12 protein-coding genes and 1 pseudogene are annotated in these 16,894 nt (G+C 69.2%); 3 read left to right on the plus strand and 10 right to left on the minus strand.

Going from position 1 to position 16,894, the window contains the following annotated elements; translation table 11 throughout:
- Nucleotides 1-12: 12 nt before the first annotated feature.
- From JIX56_RS05375 to JIX56_RS05400, 6 genes are all read right to left on the minus strand, one after another.
- Nucleotides 13-930 carry a VOC family protein gene (locus JIX56_RS05375; RefSeq protein ID WP_257537614.1) on the minus strand — a complete coding sequence of 306 codons (918 nt, stop codon included), beginning with the start codon at nucleotides 928-930 and terminating at the stop codon, nucleotides 13-15.
- A gap of 109 nt (nucleotides 931-1,039) precedes the next feature.
- The gene (locus JIX56_RS05380; protein ID WP_257537615.1) at nucleotides 1,040-1,951 is read right to left on the minus strand and encodes a LysR family transcriptional regulator; all 912 of its coding nucleotides are present in this window, start codon (nucleotides 1,949-1,951) and stop codon (nucleotides 1,040-1,042) included.
- Nucleotides 1,952-2,053: 102 nt separating this feature from the next.
- On the minus strand, nucleotides 2,054-3,016 hold the full coding sequence (locus tag JIX56_RS05385) for a sugar ABC transporter substrate-binding protein (RefSeq protein WP_257537616.1): 963 nt from the start codon (nucleotides 3,014-3,016) through the stop codon (nucleotides 2,054-2,056).
- A 99-nt stretch (nucleotides 3,017-3,115) separates the two neighbouring features.
- On the minus strand, nucleotides 3,116-4,132 hold the full coding sequence (locus JIX56_RS05390) for an ABC transporter permease (RefSeq protein WP_257537617.1): 1,017 nt from the start codon (nucleotides 4,130-4,132) through the stop codon (nucleotides 3,116-3,118).
- Entirely contained in the window at nucleotides 4,129-5,661 is a 1,533-nt protein-coding gene (locus tag JIX56_RS05395) for a sugar ABC transporter ATP-binding protein (RefSeq protein WP_257537618.1), read from the minus strand. Before JIX56_RS05395 ends, JIX56_RS05390 begins: the two co-directional genes overlap by 4 nt.
- Nucleotides 5,658-6,221: a carboxymuconolactone decarboxylase family protein gene (locus JIX56_RS05400; protein ID WP_257550746.1), complete on the minus strand. Its 564-nt coding sequence runs from the start codon at nucleotides 6,219-6,221 to the stop codon at nucleotides 5,658-5,660. Before JIX56_RS05400 ends, JIX56_RS05395 begins: the two co-directional genes overlap by 4 nt.
- A gap of 233 nt (nucleotides 6,222-6,454) precedes the next feature.
- On the opposite strand from JIX56_RS05400, the gene JIX56_RS05405 reads away from it, so the two are divergent.
- Nucleotides 6,455-6,865 carry a cupin domain-containing protein gene (locus tag JIX56_RS05405; protein ID WP_257537619.1) on the plus strand — a complete coding sequence of 137 codons (411 nt, stop codon included), beginning with the start codon at nucleotides 6,455-6,457 and terminating at the stop codon, nucleotides 6,863-6,865.
- 690 nt (nucleotides 6,866-7,555) lie between these two features.
- Here the strand turns inward: JIX56_RS05405 and JIX56_RS05410 are convergent.
- The gene (locus tag JIX56_RS05410) at nucleotides 7,556-10,603 is read right to left on the minus strand and encodes a glycosyl hydrolase family 95 catalytic domain-containing protein (RefSeq protein ID WP_257537620.1); all 3,048 of its coding nucleotides are present in this window, start codon (nucleotides 10,601-10,603) and stop codon (nucleotides 7,556-7,558) included.
- Nucleotides 10,604-11,202: 599 nt separating this feature from the next.
- A pseudogene (locus JIX56_RS05415) lies at nucleotides 11,203-12,704 on the minus strand (long-chain-fatty-acid--CoA ligase).
- A gap of 148 nt (nucleotides 12,705-12,852) precedes the next feature.
- Here JIX56_RS05415 and JIX56_RS05420 point away from each other — a divergent pair.
- Nucleotides 12,853-14,058 carry a PucR family transcriptional regulator gene (locus JIX56_RS05420; RefSeq protein WP_257537621.1) on the plus strand — a complete coding sequence of 402 codons (1,206 nt, stop codon included), beginning with the start codon at nucleotides 12,853-12,855 and terminating at the stop codon, nucleotides 14,056-14,058.
- 594 nt (nucleotides 14,059-14,652) lie between these two features.
- On the opposite strand, the gene JIX56_RS05425 is transcribed toward JIX56_RS05420, so the two are convergent.
- On the minus strand, nucleotides 14,653-15,102 hold the full coding sequence (locus JIX56_RS05425; protein WP_257537622.1) for a nitroreductase family deazaflavin-dependent oxidoreductase: 450 nt from the start codon (nucleotides 15,100-15,102) through the stop codon (nucleotides 14,653-14,655).
- 87 nt (nucleotides 15,103-15,189) lie between these two features.
- On the opposite strand from JIX56_RS05425, the gene JIX56_RS05430 reads away from it, so the two are divergent.
- Nucleotides 15,190-16,131, plus strand: a complete 942-nt coding sequence (locus JIX56_RS05430) for an AraC family transcriptional regulator (RefSeq protein WP_257537623.1) — start codon at nucleotides 15,190-15,192, stop codon at nucleotides 16,129-16,131.
- An 8-nt stretch (nucleotides 16,132-16,139) separates the two neighbouring features.
- Here JIX56_RS05430 and JIX56_RS05435 read toward each other — a convergent pair whose 3' ends face one another.
- Complete coding sequence (locus tag JIX56_RS05435; protein ID WP_257537624.1) at nucleotides 16,140-16,841, minus strand: FadR/GntR family transcriptional regulator; 702 nt, start codon at nucleotides 16,839-16,841, stop codon at nucleotides 16,140-16,142.
- Nucleotides 16,842-16,894 lie beyond the last annotated feature (53 nt).

Consider the following 16,894-nt stretch of genomic DNA (forward strand, 5'->3'; position numbering starts at 1 on the left):
GGGGGTGGCGGTTCAGGAGGCCGGGGCATCCTGGTCGCGATTCGTCCGCAGGGCCCAGATGTGGTGCGGAGGTGTGGTCTCGTGGACGCGGGTCTCGTAGCTGTCGTCGACCCGGTCCATGTCGGCGGCGTACTCCACGCGGCCGCCGCAGGGGGCGTGCAGGAAGCGGAAGACGTTCGAGCCGATGGTGTGGCGGCCGAGCTTGCGGGCTTCCCGCCAGCCGCGTTCGATCATGTAGTTGCCGCCCTCGATGACGTCGTCGAAGCCGGGGACCTCGTAGGCGATGTGGTTGATCCCGGCCCGGTCGGGGCGATGGCACAGCAGCATGGTGTGCTGGTCGTCGTCGCCCGGGGCCTGCATGAAGACGCCCATCGGCTCGACCACGTCGGTGGGCCGGAAGCCGAGGCGCTCGGTGTAGAAGGCGACCGCGTCGTCCTTGCCCGGCTTGGGGATGTTCAGGGCGACGTGGCACATGCGCAGCGGATACGCGCGCCCCAGCGGCTCCAGGGCGGTGTTCCAGCGGTTGACGTTCCCCAGCGCGTTGGCGGGGCGCGGGGTCACCGGGGCGTCCTTGGGACGGGCCAGGGCCAGGCCCACGCCGAAGCCGGTCTCGTCGACGGTGTGGTGTACGCCGTCGGCGCTCTCCCGGATCCCCCGGTCCTTGCCGGCCGTCGCCACCAGCCGCTCCAGTTCCTCCGGGGTGTCGACGCCCCACACCACCTCGCGCAGAGTGGGGCCGTCCTCCACGGCGGGCGGCAGCAGCGGGCCCGGCTCGGTGTCCAGGTGGAGCGTCTGCCCGGTGAGCGTCTCGAACACCGCGTGCTCGTCGGTCCGCTCCACCAGGAACAGCCCGAAGTCCTCGAAGAATCGGACGCATTCGTCGAGGTCGTCGATGCCGTAGGTGACCGATTCGATTCTCTGGATTCCCATGGACTCCTCGTTTCCGGGTCGCCTCGTGAGCGTAGGTTTCGGGTCGCGGGACCCTCAATGACCCGAGCCGCACGAGGTACGCAAACGTTTCTTGCGGTGAAGAGCGGTCTTACGGCCGGATCGCCGGGATGGGATTCTGCGAGAACCACTCGGCGAGGAAGTCCAGGAACACGCTCACCTTGCGCGGGGTGTCCTGCCCGGGGCCGTAGATCGCGAACAGGGGCCGGTCGGGCACGGCCAGGTCGGGAAGCAGGACCTGCAGGGCGCCGGAGACGAGGTCGTCGTAGACCGGACGCTGCGGGAGCAGGGCGATGCCCCGGCCGTGGACGGCCGCCTTCTGCAGGGCGATGTAGGAGTTGGACGAGAAGGCGATGTTGCGGATCTTGTGCAGGGTGCTCGCATGGCCGTGACCGATGCGCCAGACCGGGTCGTTCACGTGCACCAGGCAGTCGTGGGCGGCGAGGTCGTTCGGGTGGGTGAGGGCGCCGTGCCGGTCGATGTACGACTTCGAGGCGCACAGGACGAACGGCAGCGAGGAGATCTTCTTGAGGCGGACGCTGGAGTCGCGCAGGTCCCTCGTGTGGAAGGCGACGTCGAACCCGCTGTCCAGGAAGTCGTACGTACGGTCGGACATGCCGCCGAGTTCGAAGCGCACCTGAATTTTCGGATGCGCGGCGGAGAACGCGGCGATGGCGTCACCAAGATCCAGGCTGCCTATCCATTTCGGGCAGATGATGCTCAGCGTGCCTTCGGCGCGGTCGTGGAGATGAGCTATGCCGGCATCCTCGGCCTCGATCTCGTCGAGAATGCGGGCGGTGAATTCCGCGTACCGCCGGCCCGGTTCGGTGAGACTGACGGACCGGGCCGTGCGATTGACCAGCCGGACCCCCACCTGCCGTTCCAGTTCGGCGACATGCCGTGACACCAGCGAGCCGGACGAACCCAGCTTCTTGGCGGCCCCACTGAAACTGCCGACCTGCGCGACGGTGACGAAGCTGTGCATGAGGAGCAAGCGATCCATGTTTTCCTCCGGGGGCTCCCGCCCGCTCACAGAAACCCGGGAGCGGAGGGCGCAAATGCGGCTCGAACACGGTGAGGCAGGCACCGCTTTCCGGTGGGCCCGCTACTTGGGGCAGTACTGGGGTGCTTCGCTCACGTTGTCCTTGTCGACCAAGACAAGAGGAATGTTGGCAATCTTGTCAACACCTGCTTTCTTGTCGAGAAGGCCGATGGCGTTCTTCACCGCGGTCTGGCCGATGGCCATGGCCGAGTTGGCGACGGTCGCGGACAGCTGCCCGCTCTTCACCGCGGCGATGCCGTCCTCGGTACCGTTGGCAGAGACGATCTTGACGTCCTTGGCGCCCGCCGCGTCGAAGGCCTTGCGAACGGCGAAGGCCATCTCCTCGTTGGCGACGAAGGCGTAGTCCAGGTCCGGCTGCGCCTGGATCATGTTCTCGGCGACGTCCTGCGCCTTGGCGGGGTTGAACATCCCGGGCTGGTTGGCGACGACCTTGGCGGTCGACGGCAACGCGTCCTTGAAGCCGCCCACCATCAGGTCGGAGGCGGCGCCCGGGGCGCCAGCGACGATGCCCACCTTCACGCTCTTGCCGGCGGCGTCCTTCTCGATCCAGCCCGCGTCCAGCTCGCCGAGCTTCTTCAGGTCGACCTTGGCGACGCCCAGCACGTCCGACAGGTCCGAGGTGGCCACCGAGGTGAGGTAGATCGGGATCCCGGCGCTCTTGGCCTTGGCTATGTCGCCTTCCAGGGCGTCGACGTTGACCGTCTGCACGATCAGGGCGTCCACGTTGCGGGCGATCATGTCCTCGATGTTGGACAGCTCCGTACCGGCGTCCTGCTTGGAGTTGGCGGAGTAGACGGTGGCCTTCTCGGCCTTGCCCGTCTCCTCGACGGCCTTGAGCAGACACTGGTGGAAGTGCGTGTTGGCGCCGTTGACGAACCCGAGGGTGACCGAGCCGCCGGCGGCGCCCGCCCCGTCGTCCTCGGCGCCGCATCCGGACAGCACCAGGGCGGCGACGCCGACGAGCGAGACCGCGGCGGTGCGGCGGGGCCGGGTGGTGGGCTTCATGGGGTTGGCCTTTCCTGCATCGTTGAAGAGAAGGTTGCGGACGTGGGGGGGGCGCGCACCGGGGGCTGCGGGGAAGTGGGCAGGTCTCGTCGCGCGGCGCTAATGCCCGGGCGCGGACTTGCGCTGGAACTCGTTGATGATCGCCGCCACGAGCAGCACTCCGCCGGTCACGACGAGTTGGTAGTAGCTGTTGACCTGGAGCAGGTTCAGCGCGTTGGCGACGACTCCGAGCAGGACCACGCCGAGGACGGTGCCGACGACGGTGCCGTGGCCGCCGGCCAGCGAGGTGCCGCCGATGACCACGGCGGCGACGGCCGTCAACTGGAGCTGGAGTCCGCCCGTGTTGGGGGCGGCGGCGCCGAGCCGGGACAGCAGCATCAGTCCGGCCAGACCGGCGAGGCCGCCGGCGAGGGCGTACAGGGCGAGCTTGCGTCCGGAGACGTTGATGCCGCTGAGGCGGGCCACGTGCTCGTTGCCGCCCATCGCGAAGGCGTCCCGGCCGAAGGTGGTGAACCGCATGGCAAGGCCGATCACCGCGAGTACGAGGATCGCGACGACGCACAGGTAGGGGATGCCGAGCACCTTGTCGTTGCCGAGGGCCCACATCCGCTGGCCGATGGTGATCGACTCGCCGTCCAGGACGAGCAGGGCGACGCCGTCGAGGAGCATCGCGGAGGCGAGGGTGGCGACGAACGGGGCGACCCGGGTGAAGGTCACGACCAGGCCGTTGACCAGGCCTATCAGGGTGGCGAGGACGAGCGTGACGACCACGGTCACGGCGGTGGGGCGGCCGTCGTGCAGCAGGGTCGCGCCCACCGACACGGTGACGGCCGCGTTGCTGCCCATGGAGAAGTCCATGCCGCCCGCGGTCATCAGCAGGGTCAGCCCGGCCGCGATGACGGCGGTCACGCTGATCTGCCGCAGCACGTTGAGCAGGTTCTGCGAGCTGGTGAACGAGTCCGCCTGGAGGGCGGTGAACAGCGCCACCAGGACGAGGACCACGACAAGGCCGCCGTGCGGGACCTGCAGCAGGGCCCGCGGAGACATCCGGGACGCGGTGCGCTGGGGCGGGCCCGCGGCGAGGTCCGGGGTGGCGGAGGGGGTCTTGAGGCTCACTGCGGCTGACCTCCGAGTGCGGTGGCGACGAGCTCGTCGCGGGTGATGGCGGTGATGTCGTGCTCGGCGACCGTGCGGCCGGCGCTGACGACCACGACACGGTCGGCGAGGCGCATGACCTCCTCGGCGGAGGAGGAGGCCAGCAGCACGGCCACGCCGCGCGCGGCGAGCTCGTCGACGAGGGTGTGGATGTCGACCATGGCGGCGACGTCGACACCGTTGGTGGGGTCCTCGAGGAAGCAGGCGACCGGGTCGGTCTCCAGCCACTTGCCCAGCAGGACCTTCTGCTGGTTGCCGCCGGACAGCGCGCCCACCGGCGGGTTGCCGCTGAGGGCAACCACGCCGTAGCTGCTGCGCAACGGGGCGGCGCGGCGGGCGAGTTCGCCGCGCCGGTGCAGTCGGCGGCGGGCGAAGCGGTCGCCGGCCAGCATCAGGTTCTCGTCCAGGGTCAGGCCCTGGACCAGGCCGAGGGTGCGGCGGTCGCCGGTGACGCAGCGCAGCCCGCTGGCGAGCGAGGCGGTGACCTTGCCGAAGGGCACCGCCCTGCCGTCGACCCACATCTGCCCCGCGTCCGGGCGCTGCCGTCCGGAGAGCAGGTCGAACAAACGTGACTGGGCGTCGCCGGCGGGTCCCAGGACGGCGACGATCTCGCCCTTGCGCACGTCGACGGTGAAGTCCCGGACGGCCCGGCCGTGGCTCAGCCCGCGCACGGTGAGACCGCTGTCGTCCTTCGGCGCGGGGCGCTCGGGGCGCCGCGACACGACGTCCCGGCCGACCATGCTGCGCACCAGCGAGGCGGGGTCCATCTCGGCGGCCGGGGCGCTGGTCACCACGGCACCGTCGCGCAGGACGGTGAGCCGGTCGGCGACGGCCATGACCTCGTCGATGTAGTGCGAGATGTAGACCACGGCGACGCCGTCGTCCCGCAACGTCCGCACCAGTGAACGGATCCGGTCCGCGTCCTTGGCGCTCAGACAGGCGGTCGGCTCGTCGAGGATCAGGATCCGGCCACCGCGGCGGACCTCGCGGGCCACCTCGACCATGGTCTGTTCGGCGACGGTGAGGGTCCCGGCGACGCGCGCCACGTCGATGTCGATGCCGAGGCCGGAGAGTGACTCGCGGGCCCCCTGTTCGACGGCCTTCCAGCGCACGGTACGGCCCCGGGTGGGCAGGTCGCCGAGCATGACGTTCTCGGCGACGGTCAGCCCCATGGCCAGCTCGCGGCGCTGCGGGACACAGGCGATGCCGAGCTTGCGCGCCTTGCGCACGGTCAGCCCGGAGTGCGCCTGCCCGCCGACCTCGATGGTGCCGCCATCGGCCTGGTGCACGCCGGACAGGACCTGTACCAGGGTCGACTTTCCGGCGCCGTTCATGCCCATCAGCGCATGGATCTCACCGGGGTACAGATCGAGATCGACGCCTTTGAGGGCGGCCGCCCCGCCGAAGGTCTTGGTGACGCCCCGGACGCGGACCACGGCCTCCCGGTCGCGGACCGCGGCCTCGGGGCCCCGGTCACGGCGGGCTGTCACGGCCGCTGCCCGTCGCCGTCGGCGACGACCCGCCCGTAGCCGCTGACGTCCGGGAACGGGGGCTCCTTGCCGGCCTGCAGGTCCACCTGGAAGGTGTTCAGGCACATGCCGAGCATGGTGAAGTTGCCGAGCGCGCCGATGGTGTCGACCAGGCCCCTGGAGCCGAAGTGCTCATGGGCGCGGGCGAAGGTCTCGTCGGTGACGAAGTGCTCCTCCAGCACCTCCCGGCAGAACTGGTAGAAGGCCTGGTCCGCCTCGTTGCCGAAGACCGCCTCGCGCTTCTCGGCGATGGCCTTGACGGCTGCCTCCGGGATGCCGGCCTCGATCGCCTGGTGGACGTGTGCGTTCCAGGAGTACTGCGCGTCCCAGTTGCGGGCGGCCATCAGCAGCGTGAGCTCGCGCAGGTGCTTGGGGAGGCTGCAGTCGAAGCGGGCGAAGGCACCGAGAGACTCCGCGCGCTCACACATCTCCGGGCTGTGCAGCCAGACCCGGAAGGGGCCGCGGACCGCGCCGCGGCGGCCGGCGATGCGGGCGGCCAACTCCTGCTGGCGGGGGTCCATTTCCTCTTCGCTGAGAACGGGGAGCCTCATCTGGCCGATACCTGCCTTTGCTTTCCGGCGCGTTTCCGGCACGGATCCGAAAGCCGTGCGGTGCGAGCCGACGGTACCGCCGGGCCGGAAGAGCTCACCCCTCCCGGAATGCAAGGTAAAACTGCACGCTGGAGGGCACCCATTCACGCGGGCGCGGCCTAACGTCGTTCGACGCAACAGCGTGAAGTGGAGAGGAACCCCGGATGACCACCATCATCAAGGTCGCGTCGGTGCCGCTGCTCGACCGAGGCGGAGCCGTGCTGACCACGCCGCTGATCACCACTCCCTCGGCGGGCGGGGAGAACCGCATCACCAGCGGGATGAGCGTGTACCCGGTCGGCTCCGGCGCGCCGTTGCACTCGCACAACTGCGACGAGCACGTCACGGTCCTCGACGGCGAGGCGGAGGTCTGGGTGGACGGCGAGGTGACCAGGCTGGAGAAATTCGACACCACCTACATTCCATCGCCGATCCCGCATCTCTTCCGCAACATCGGCAGCACCCCGCTGCGCATTCTGTGGGTGTACTCCTCGGGCCATGTGACACGGACGTTCACCGAGACCGGCAGGACGGTGGAACACCTCTCGCCCGAGGACCAGATGGGCAAGGACTGATCACCAACCGGCCTGCCGGACCCGGCTCCACGGTCCTTGCATGCGACTGACAGTTCTCGGCGGCTGCGAAGCCTGGCCCACCGCGGCCCTGGCGTGCAGCGGCTACCTCGTCGCGTACGCGGGGGCCGGACCCAGGGACCGGTCCCAACCCCTGGCTGTTCAGATAGGCGAGCACCCGGCGGTGCCCGCTGTTGCTGTTGCTGTTGCTGTTGCTGTTGCTGGGGCGGCCTACCCGCCTTCCGCACTCCCAGCCGCGACGAGATTCTGCTGTCCGGCCCTCTCGACGATGCCGACGGTCAACTGATATCGGACTGCGCAATGTACAACCGTGTTGGGTGGTTGGTACGCGTGGCCGGGTGCGGGTGGTGTCCGTCCCTGCTGTCGCTTGTGGGCGACGTCTACGGCACCTCCCACGTGGTCGGCGATGGCCCGCCTGGTGAGGTGATTGCGGGCGGCCCGTCACCGGGCTCGCCGCAGGTCGACACCGTAGCCGCACTCAGGCCGGCCGCGCCGCCTGATCCGGCTCGGATCGCGCACCCGGGATACCGAACGGTCGCCTCAGACGTGACGTGTTCCGGCGCCGGTCGACAGGATCCGGTGTGGACAGCGGCCATGCCGACGGCCCGAGCCGCTCCGCTTCGGGCGGTGCACGGCCGTCGGCATGGCCGTGGCAGCGATCCGGTGCCGCCGTCAGGGCTTGATCGGCTTCACCTTCTTGTCGGCGCCGTTCACCCGCACGGTGATGTTCCCCCGGTTGCGCGCCCGGTCGGCCACGATTTCGTAGGACGTGACCTTCCCGTCCCGCCACTGACAGCTGATCTCGTAGCCGCCACGGGCGCGGAGTCCGGTGAAGGAACCCTCGGCCTTCCATGCGTTCGGCAGGGCGGGCAGCAGGTGGATGACGCCGTCGTGGCTCTGCAGGAGCATCTCCGCCACGGCGCCCGAGATGCCGAAGTTGCCGTCCATCTGGAAGGGCGGGTGGTTGCAGAACAGGTTGGGCAGCGTGTTGTAGGTCAGCAGTCCACGCAGCATGATCTGGGCGCGCTGCCCGTCACCGAGGCGGGCGAAGAGGGCCGCCCGCCAGGGCCAGGTCCACGAGCGGCGGCTGTCGCCCGACACCGTCCCGGCCGTGAACGGGGCGCCTTCCTTCTCGCCGCAGCGTGCCTTGAGCGAGATGAGGGCGGCGGCCGCGAAGTCGGGCGTCTTCGGGGTGATCTGGCGGCCCGGGTAGACCGCGAAGAGGTGCGAGGTGTGGCGGTGGATGTCGGTGGGGCTGTCGATGTCCTCCTGCCACTCCTGCAGTTGACCCCACCTGCCGATCTTGTTCGGTGCGAGGCGCGCCTGCATGTCCGCGACCTTGGCCCGGTAGGCGGGATCCGCCTCGAGCGCCGCCTCGCAGTCGAGGTAGTTCTGGAACAGGTCCCAGATGATCTGCTGGTCGTACATCACGCCGTCCTCGCGCGGCCCGTGCTCGGGGGACCAGCCGTTCGGTGCGACGAGGAGTCCGTCCTCGCGCTCCTTGAGATGGTCCTCCCAGAACTCGCAGATCTCCTTGATCATCGGGTAGGCGACGGTGCGGAGGTAGACCAGGTCCTGGGTGAACGCCCAGTGCTCGTACAGGTGTTGCGCGTACCAGGCGCTCGCGACGGTGTTCCACTCCCAGGCGTTGCCGCCGAAGACGCTCTGGCTGGTGCGGGCGGTCCAGCCGCGCGTGTCCTTGCCGAAGGCGTTGCGGGTCGCCACACGACTGGGCACCGCCACCTGCTCGATGAAGGCGACGAGTGCCTCATGGCACTCCGTCAGGTTCGTCGTCTCGGCTCCCCAGTAGTTCATCTGGACGTTGATGTTGGTGTGGTAGTCGGAGGCCCACGCCGGCTGGTTGCTGTCGTTCCACAGGCCCTGGAGGTTGGCGGGCAGGCCGTTGGGGCGAGAGGAACTGATCAGCAGGTACCGGCCGTAGTCGAACATCGTCTGCTCGAGTGTCGGATCCTCCCCACCCGCCGCGTAGCGCGCCAGTCTGGCGGTGGTCGGCAGAGCGACGACGGCGTCGTCGGAGGTACCCCAGTCGACCGAGACACGGTTCATGAGAGCGCGCATCTCGGCAGTGTGCTCGTCGCGCAGCTCGTCGTAGGACCGGGCGGCCGCCTTGTCGAGCGCTGCGGCGACAGCCGGTTCCGGATCGGCTCCGCGCCATCCGGCGGCGGCGTCGAACTTGTAGTCGGTGCGGGCGTCGAGGAACAGGGTCAGGGTCGTGCAGCCGCTGAACCGGAGCACCGACCCGTCGGCGCGGAGGTCACCGTCGCTCTGCACGGCCCGGACGGTGCACGCGTGCTTGAGCCCGTTGCCCATGACACCGCTGAAGGCGATTCGCCCGGCATCGGCGTCGACGGTCGTGGGGGCCTTGTCCTGTCCGGACGTCAGCGAGATCGCTCCGGAGAGCGCCCGGGCACCGTCAGAGGTGTACCGGAAGACCATGACGTCCGCGGACCGGCCGGCGAAGGCTTCGCGCAGGACACGTCGTCCCGGCGCGCCGAAGCGGGTGACGTGGACACCTTCAACGAAGTCGAGGGTGCGCTGGTAGTCGACGACCGTGCGCTGCGTGCGCGTGTCGAAGCCCTTGCCTTCCAGCGCGATCTCCGCGATCTGGAAGCCTGTGGAGGAGGCGCCGGGGGTCAGGGTGAGCCGGTAGACGCGGTAGGCCGTGCTGTTGGTGATCCGGAAGGTCCGTCTCTCGCCGCGGCCGGCGAAGGGCGCCCCGGGGTTCTGCGTGTCGAGGGTCACCCAAGCATGCCCGTCCTGCGACGCCTCCAGTGCCCATCGCCGGGGGTCGTCCTGCGGACGGTCGGGGGCCGCCGTCAGCGTGTACGAGGTGACGGCGACCGCTCGGGGCAGGTCGGCCTGCCAGACGACCGCCGGCGCGGCGGCGTCGACCCGCCAGACCGTGGCCGGATCGCGGTCCACCGAACTCGAGATGTCCGTGGCCTGGGACCCGGTCCCGCCGCCGGATCCCTTGGAGTGCCCGCTCGGCGACGACAGGTATATCGAACCGCCCCCGCCGAGGTCGGCGCCGGACAGACCGATCTCGCTCAGCTGGAAGTGGCTGACCCCTGGTTTGGGGACGAAGTCGAACCGGTAGAAGCGGTAGGCCGCGGTGTTGTCACAGGTGAATGCCCTTGTCTGGCCGCGGCTCTCGAAGGGCGCCGCCAGAGTGCGGCTGTCCAGCGTGGTCCAGGTGGCGCCGTCGGCGGAACCGGACAGCGTCCATTCCTGCGGGTCGCGCTGCGGCACGTCGTTGGCACTGGTCAGACTGTAGGACGCGACCGCGACTGGGGCGGGGAGCTCGGCCTGCCACTGCACCTTCGAGCCTGGCCCCACGATGCACCACTTGGTGCTCGAGTTGCCGTCGTACGTCTTGTCGACACCCTCCGACGAGGAGGTGTTGTACGGTCCCCCCGGGGCCGTGACCTTCGCACGGGGAGCGAAGGAAACGACGACGTTACCGAAGTTCCGGTACGAGCCGAAGCCGGTCATGCCGGTGTCGAATGCGCTGTCCGGCTTGCCCGCGAGGGCGTTGTCGTAGTTGTTGACACCGCCCCAAAGACTCTGCTCGTTGAACTGGATGCGCTCCTCGTAGGGATCGGCGAAGAGCATGGCGCCGAGCCGGCCGTTGCCGATCGGCAGGGCCTGCGACTGCCAGTCCGTGGCAGGGACGGAATACTTCAGCGCCTTGCGCGACAAGGTCGGCCATTGGACAGCCGCCGGCGCGTCGGTCTCTGCGACGGCCTGTCCCGCAGAGGTTACGCCGGTCAGCTGAGTGATCAGAGGTGCCAGGGCGAGGGCACCGCCGAACTTGAGGACGCTTCGTCGCTGCGGTTGGGATTCATTGATCACAGTGAGATCTCCCAGGGCACATTCATCGGCTCTTTCACGGGGGAGTGACAGCCGCATCAAGATCTATCGAGGGCGTTGTCATCTTTGCGGGACGATAGATCCGATGTCTAGAGGTGTGCACCACCGACTCACCTGGCACCGTCCGTTGCCTACCGCGGCGCGTCGCGCGCCTCCCGTGTGCGTCGCCCCCGGGCAGGGAGCGCACTAGCAGCAGTCGCCACGGCGGGCCGACAGGTGGCCCTGCGGGGGATGAATCGGCATAGATGCGGTCACCTGGCTGGATAACTGACCATGCCCGCCGGTTCCGGGCAACGGCGCCGGATACAACCTGGCAATCCGGCCTCGACATCACCGCCCTGCTGAGGGGCCCGATAAACAGAGCAGCAGCAATGCCGACGGTCGTAGGCACCGTACACGGTGCCTCACCATCGCTCGTGGCTGCGCAGTCAGACAGTCGGCTCCGGCGACGCCGGCGCGCTGATGTGCCGCTTGAGGATCTTGCCGCTCGGCCCCATCGGCAACGTGTCCATGAGCCACACAGCACGGGGGTACTTGTGGCCGCGACCCGGTCCTTGACGTACTGCCGCAGTTCCTCGGCCGTGGCCTGGACCCCCGGGCGCAGGACCACCGCGGCCGCGATCTCCTCGCCGAGTTCCTGATGCGGTACACCCACCACCGCGGCGAGGGCGACGGCCGGGTGCTCGTGCAGAACCTCCTCGACCTCGCGCGGGTAGACGTTGTAGCCGCCGCGGATGATCATGTCCTTCTTCCGGTCGACTATGTAGAGGTAGCCGTCCTCGTCCCGCCGGGCCAGGTCGCCGGTGCGCAGCCAGCCGTCCGGGATGGCGATCGCCGTCTCCTCGGGACGGTTCCAGTAGCCCTTCATCAGGTTGGGACCGCGCACGGCCAGCTCGCCGATCTCCCCGGGGGCGACGTCCTGACCCATGTCGTCCAGCAGCCGGACCTCCACGTCCTGGATCGGGGTGCCGATCGAGCTGGCCTTGCGGGGCCGGTCGAGATGGTTGAACGTCACCACCGGACTCGTCTCGGACATGCCGAAGCCCTCCAGCACCGCGCAGCCGAAGCGCTCCTCGAAGCCGCGCAGCACCTCCACCGGCAGGGATGCGCCGCCGGAGACGCACATCCGCAGCGTCGACACGTCCGCGTCCGTCGGGTGCTGCAGCAGGGCCGCGTACATGGTCGGCACGCCCCCGAAGACCGTCGCCCGGTCGCGGACTATGGCGTCCAGTACGGTCTGCGGGTCGAAGCGCGGGATGAGCGTGAGCGAGGCGCCGCTGCAGACGGCCACGCTCATCGTGCAGATCTGGCCGAAGATATGGAACAGAGGCAGACAGCCCACCACCACGTCGTCCGCCGTCATCCGCTGGACGTGCACCTCATTGGCCTCGGTGTTGTGCCGCAGTCCGCCGTGGGTGAGCGCGGCGCCCTTGGGCTTGCCGGTGGTGCCGGACGTGTACAGCAGGACAGCCACGTCGTCGTCCGCCGTCCGCGCCACCTCGCTCAGCGGCTCGTGCCCGGCCAGCAGCGCGGCGAAGGACGAAGACTCCACTGCCACGCGCCGTACCCCGGCGGCAGCCGCTCCCTGCACGCCCTCTCCCGGCGCCTGGTGCCATTCGAAGAGCAGCACGGCGCCTGAGTCGCTGAGATGGTACGCGGTCTCCCGCTCCTTCAGCAGCGGGTTCTACGGCACCACGATCGCGCCGGCCCGGAGCGCGCCGTAGTAGAGCACGACGAACTCGGGGACGTTCGGAAGCATCAGGGCGACCCGGTCTCCGGGCCGTACGCCTTCGGCCCGCAGCAGCGCGGCCGCACAGGCGCTGCTTTCGTCCAGCTCCGTGTAGGAGGTGATGTGCGACCCCAGCCGCAGTGCGGGCCGTTCCGGCTGCCGGGCCGCCGTCTGCACCAGAAATTCCGCCAGATTCGCCATGACCGCCTCCACGAACTCACCGTTGAAATCCGTTGTTCACGTGGGCGCCATCGTGCTTCGAACCACCGCCGTCGCCTATGGGCCGCGCGACACCATCACCCGCCCACAACTGTTCCCACGAACAAGACAGGCGCATTAAGCTGCGGTGATGGACCTTGCCGACGTGATCGCGGCGATCCACGAGCGGCTTCCCGAGCTGGGTGAGCGGATCGCGGAACGCATTCGCGCGGACGTCCCCGCGTATGCGGATGAGTCACTCATCCCGTTCGACTCGCTGCGCCGGTCCTGCACCGCGAACGCGGACCTGGTCCTGAGGCATCTGCGCCGTTCCGGCGCACCGGATCCCGGCCCCGCCCGGGAGACCGGCAGGATCCGCGCCGAGCAGGGCATGCCGCTGGCGGACATCCTGCACGCGTACCGGATCGGCTTCGAGTTCGTGTGGTCGGAAATCCTCACCCAGGCACGCACCCACACCACGGTCCCCGACGCACAACTCGTGGACCGGTCAGCGGAGATCTGGCACCTGTTCGGGCTCTATGCCGAGGCCGTGGCGGCCGCACACCGGGAGACCACCGCCGAGCTGGCCGTGCAGCGCGGCGCCCGGCGCTCGGCACTGGTCGAGGCGCTGTTCTCCGGTGTGATCGCCGACCGCATCACACTGTGGGACGCGGCCCGCGAACTCGGTTTGCCGGAACGCGGCCCCTACTGTGTCGTCGCGGCGGCCGCAGACTCCCCCGGCGAGGAACCTCTGCCGGGCGTGGAAGCCTCGCTGCGCCATGCACACCTGCCCTCGGCCTGGCGGCTGTTGGCGGATCAGCAGATCGGCCTCATCGCCGTCGGCGCACCGGAGGCGGAGGCCACCGGCCTGCGCATCCTGCGCCGGGCCGGCGCCCGCGCGGGGGTCAGTCCCCGCTTTTCCTCGCTGCGGGACACACCACAAGCCCTGCGCTTCGCCCGGCTGGCCCTGGCGGGACTGCCGGGCGGCGGCCCGGGCGTCGCCCGCTTCGACGACAATCCCCTCGCCATGCTCGTCGCCGCCGCCCCCGCGGAGGCCACTCACCTGATGAACGTGGTCCTGAAGCCCGTACTCGACCTACCGGGCCTCGAACGCACGCGTCTCCTGGACACCCTGGAGCACTGGTTCGACGCCGGCAGCTCCGCCGCGACCACGGCGCAACGCCTCTACGTCCACCCCAACACAGTCCGCTACCGCCTGCGCCGCGTCGAGGAGCTGACCGGACGTTCCCTCTCGGATCCCCATACGGTGGCGGACCTCGGCGCCGCGCTGCTGGCTGCTCGAAGCCCGGCGGCGGGGCGAACCCCGGCCACCGACCAGACAGCATCGACTGCATGACCTGGCGCGAACGACAAGGACACCGTGTCGCTCCCCGCTTCCGGGGGATTCAGGCGTGACGGGTCCATCAGCAGCGTCGAGACCGGACGACCGCAGGCTTCCTCCGCCGTGCGCCCCAGCAGATACCTGGCGCCACTCGATCAACTGCGGACGGTTCCTGCTGCGTCGAACAAGATGGCCGCAATGTATCCGGCGGCCGCCGAGGGCACGGCCGGATCGGTCCCGGGGAGACGGCGGCATCGCGCGAGCAGGCTCCGCAGTGACCGACGCTCCTGACCTTTCGGGCCGGGGTGTGAAGGCGATTCTGGAGGCTCTCGGACGCTGCCTCGGAGTTACGTGACGATCACTGCAACGGCCACGGTGCCGTCGATGATCTATTCGGGATCGGCGTGCCTACTGACCAATGACCGCCCCACTGCCCGCCGACCTTGTCGTTGGTGGGCCATGACGCTCGCCGAGTACGGGCCAGTGATCCTCTGGTTCGGACCGGCAGGCGGAGGTACCCGAGGATTCGGCATCGGCTGTGCGATCACTGTCCTGGCCGGCACCCCAGGACGCACTCGGGGATCCGCCGTAGAAGCCTCTGTACCGGAATTACTGGGTTCGCTGCAGCTCGATCACCGGGATGACCCGGCTGGTCTGGCGCTGGAACTCGGCGTACGCCGGCTGGACAGCGGACTGCTTGGCGTAGATCTCGTCCCGCTCGGCACCCGTGAGCGCCCTCGCGACCACCGGAAATGTATCGGTGCCGAACTCGACGATGGTCGTCGGGTGGGCCACCAAGTTGTAGTACCACGCCGGGTGCTCGTCGGCACCGGCCCTGCTGGCGAAGACGAAGAGCCGGTCGTCCTGGCAGAACGGGACCAGTGGCGTTGTACGTTCGATGCCGGACCTCACGCCGATGTGGTGGACCAAGATCAGCGACAAGCCCTTGTACACGCCGCCGACGTTCCCGCCGTTCGCCCGGAACTCGGCGATCACGGCGCTGTTCCACGCATCCGAAGAGACGTTCCCCGGCTGGTTCAAGTCAATCGTCTCTTCCATGACACCGACCATATGAAGCGTGCGCTGGTCGAATCGATGCCTCAAACGGCCATGAACATATCTGTCTGTAGCACTACGCTGGTGAGCATGGACCTACTGGCCGAAACGCTCGCGGTAGGCGGAGTCCGAGGCACCGTCGGTGCACGCATCGAGGCGAACGAGCCGTGGGGAATCCTGTGGCCCGGCAGCGCCGGCGCGGCCTTCTACGCCGTGGCCTCTGGCACCGCCTGGCTGGAGCTGCCCGGCCACCCGCCCCGACAACTCATGCCGGACGATGTCGTACTGCTGCCGAACGGGCCGGGACACACGCTGCGCAGTGCCCCCGATGCCGCGGTAGTCCTCCAGCAGTGCACGGACGCGGATGATGCCCGGGCCCGCGGCGGCGTGCTCCGCGTTGGCTCGGGAGAGATGCACACCAATATCCTGGGTGCCTCCTACGACTACGACCCGGCGGTGTCCACACAGGTTCTCGCGACGCTGCCGGAAGTCGTGCACCTTCGGGCGAACCACAGCGGCAGCGGTCTGGACGACACCGTCCGGCTGCTGTCCAGGGAACTGACCCACCCGCAGATCGCCACCGAGTTCGTCCTCAACCGACTCGTCGACATCCTCCTCATCCAGTTGCTCCGCGTGTGGCTGACCGAGAAGCCGGCCGAAGCACGAGGAACCTGGCTCGGCGTCCTCGGCGACCCACTGGTCAGCGTGGCTCTCACCAGACTCCACGAGAACCCCGCGAAACCGTGGACGACCGACCTGCTCGCGACGGAGTTGGCGACCTCCCGCAGCACGCTGACCCGCCGCTTCCGCGAGAGCACCGGGCGAACCCCCGGCGACTACCTCACCCGGTGGCGGATGGACCTGGCCGCCATCCGGCTGCGCGACACCGACGACACTGTGGACACCATCGCCCGTGCGGTCGGCTACACCTCGGTCTTCGCGTTCAGCCGGGCCTTTCGGCGCGCCCGCGGCCAGGCCCCCGGCCAGTACCGCCGCTCAAGCCGCCAGCACGACAGGGACTGGGACAAGTAGAGCGGCCATCAGCCGTCGATCGGGCGGAGAGGATCGTCGACGAGGCTTGTCGCCAGCCACTGCTCGACGGCGGTGATGTGAACCGTCGCGGCGGAGACCGCAAGCAGCGCATCGCGTGCCTGGAGCGCGCTGAGGATCTCCTCGTGGTCCTGGTGGGCGCTGTCCAGCGCGGCGCGGGTCCGGCTGCCCCGGACGATGCGTACCCGCTGGGTGCGGGTGGAGAGCACCTGCAGAAGCATGGAGAGCACCGGGTTGCCGACCGCTTCCACGATGCGCAGGTGGAAGGCGATGTCGTGGGCGACGAACTCTTCGACAGTGACGGCGGAGCGGCACCGGTCGAGGATGTCGCGGAGTTCCTGGAGGTCGTGAGGTTGCAGCACGGACGCGGCCAGTCCGGTTGCCTGGGATTCGAGCAGTCTGCGTACCTGGAGCAGTTGCAGGGCGGTACGCCCGTGGGAGACGTCGGCGGCGAAGGACAGGGTCTCCAGGAGGAGGTGGGGCTCCAGGCTGGAGACGTAAGTGCCGTCGCCCTGCCGCGTGACCAGAATCCGCATGGCGGTCAGCGCCCGGACCGCCTCGCGCAGCGAGTTGCGCGACAGGCCGAGCTGGCCGGCGAGGACGTCCTCCTTGGGCAGGCGGGAGCCGGGCGCGAGTTCCCCGGCGACGATCATCGCCTTGATCTTGTCCATCGCCTCGTCCGTCAGTGCCACGAGGGTGCCTCTCTGTGGGGGGGCGTAGAGGGCCGTCGTGCTCCGCCCGGTCC

Origin of the sequence: Streptomyces sp. CA-210063 (assembly GCF_024612015.1) — a bacterium.
Taxonomy (GTDB): Bacteria; Actinomycetota; Actinomycetes; order Streptomycetales; family Streptomycetaceae; genus Streptomyces.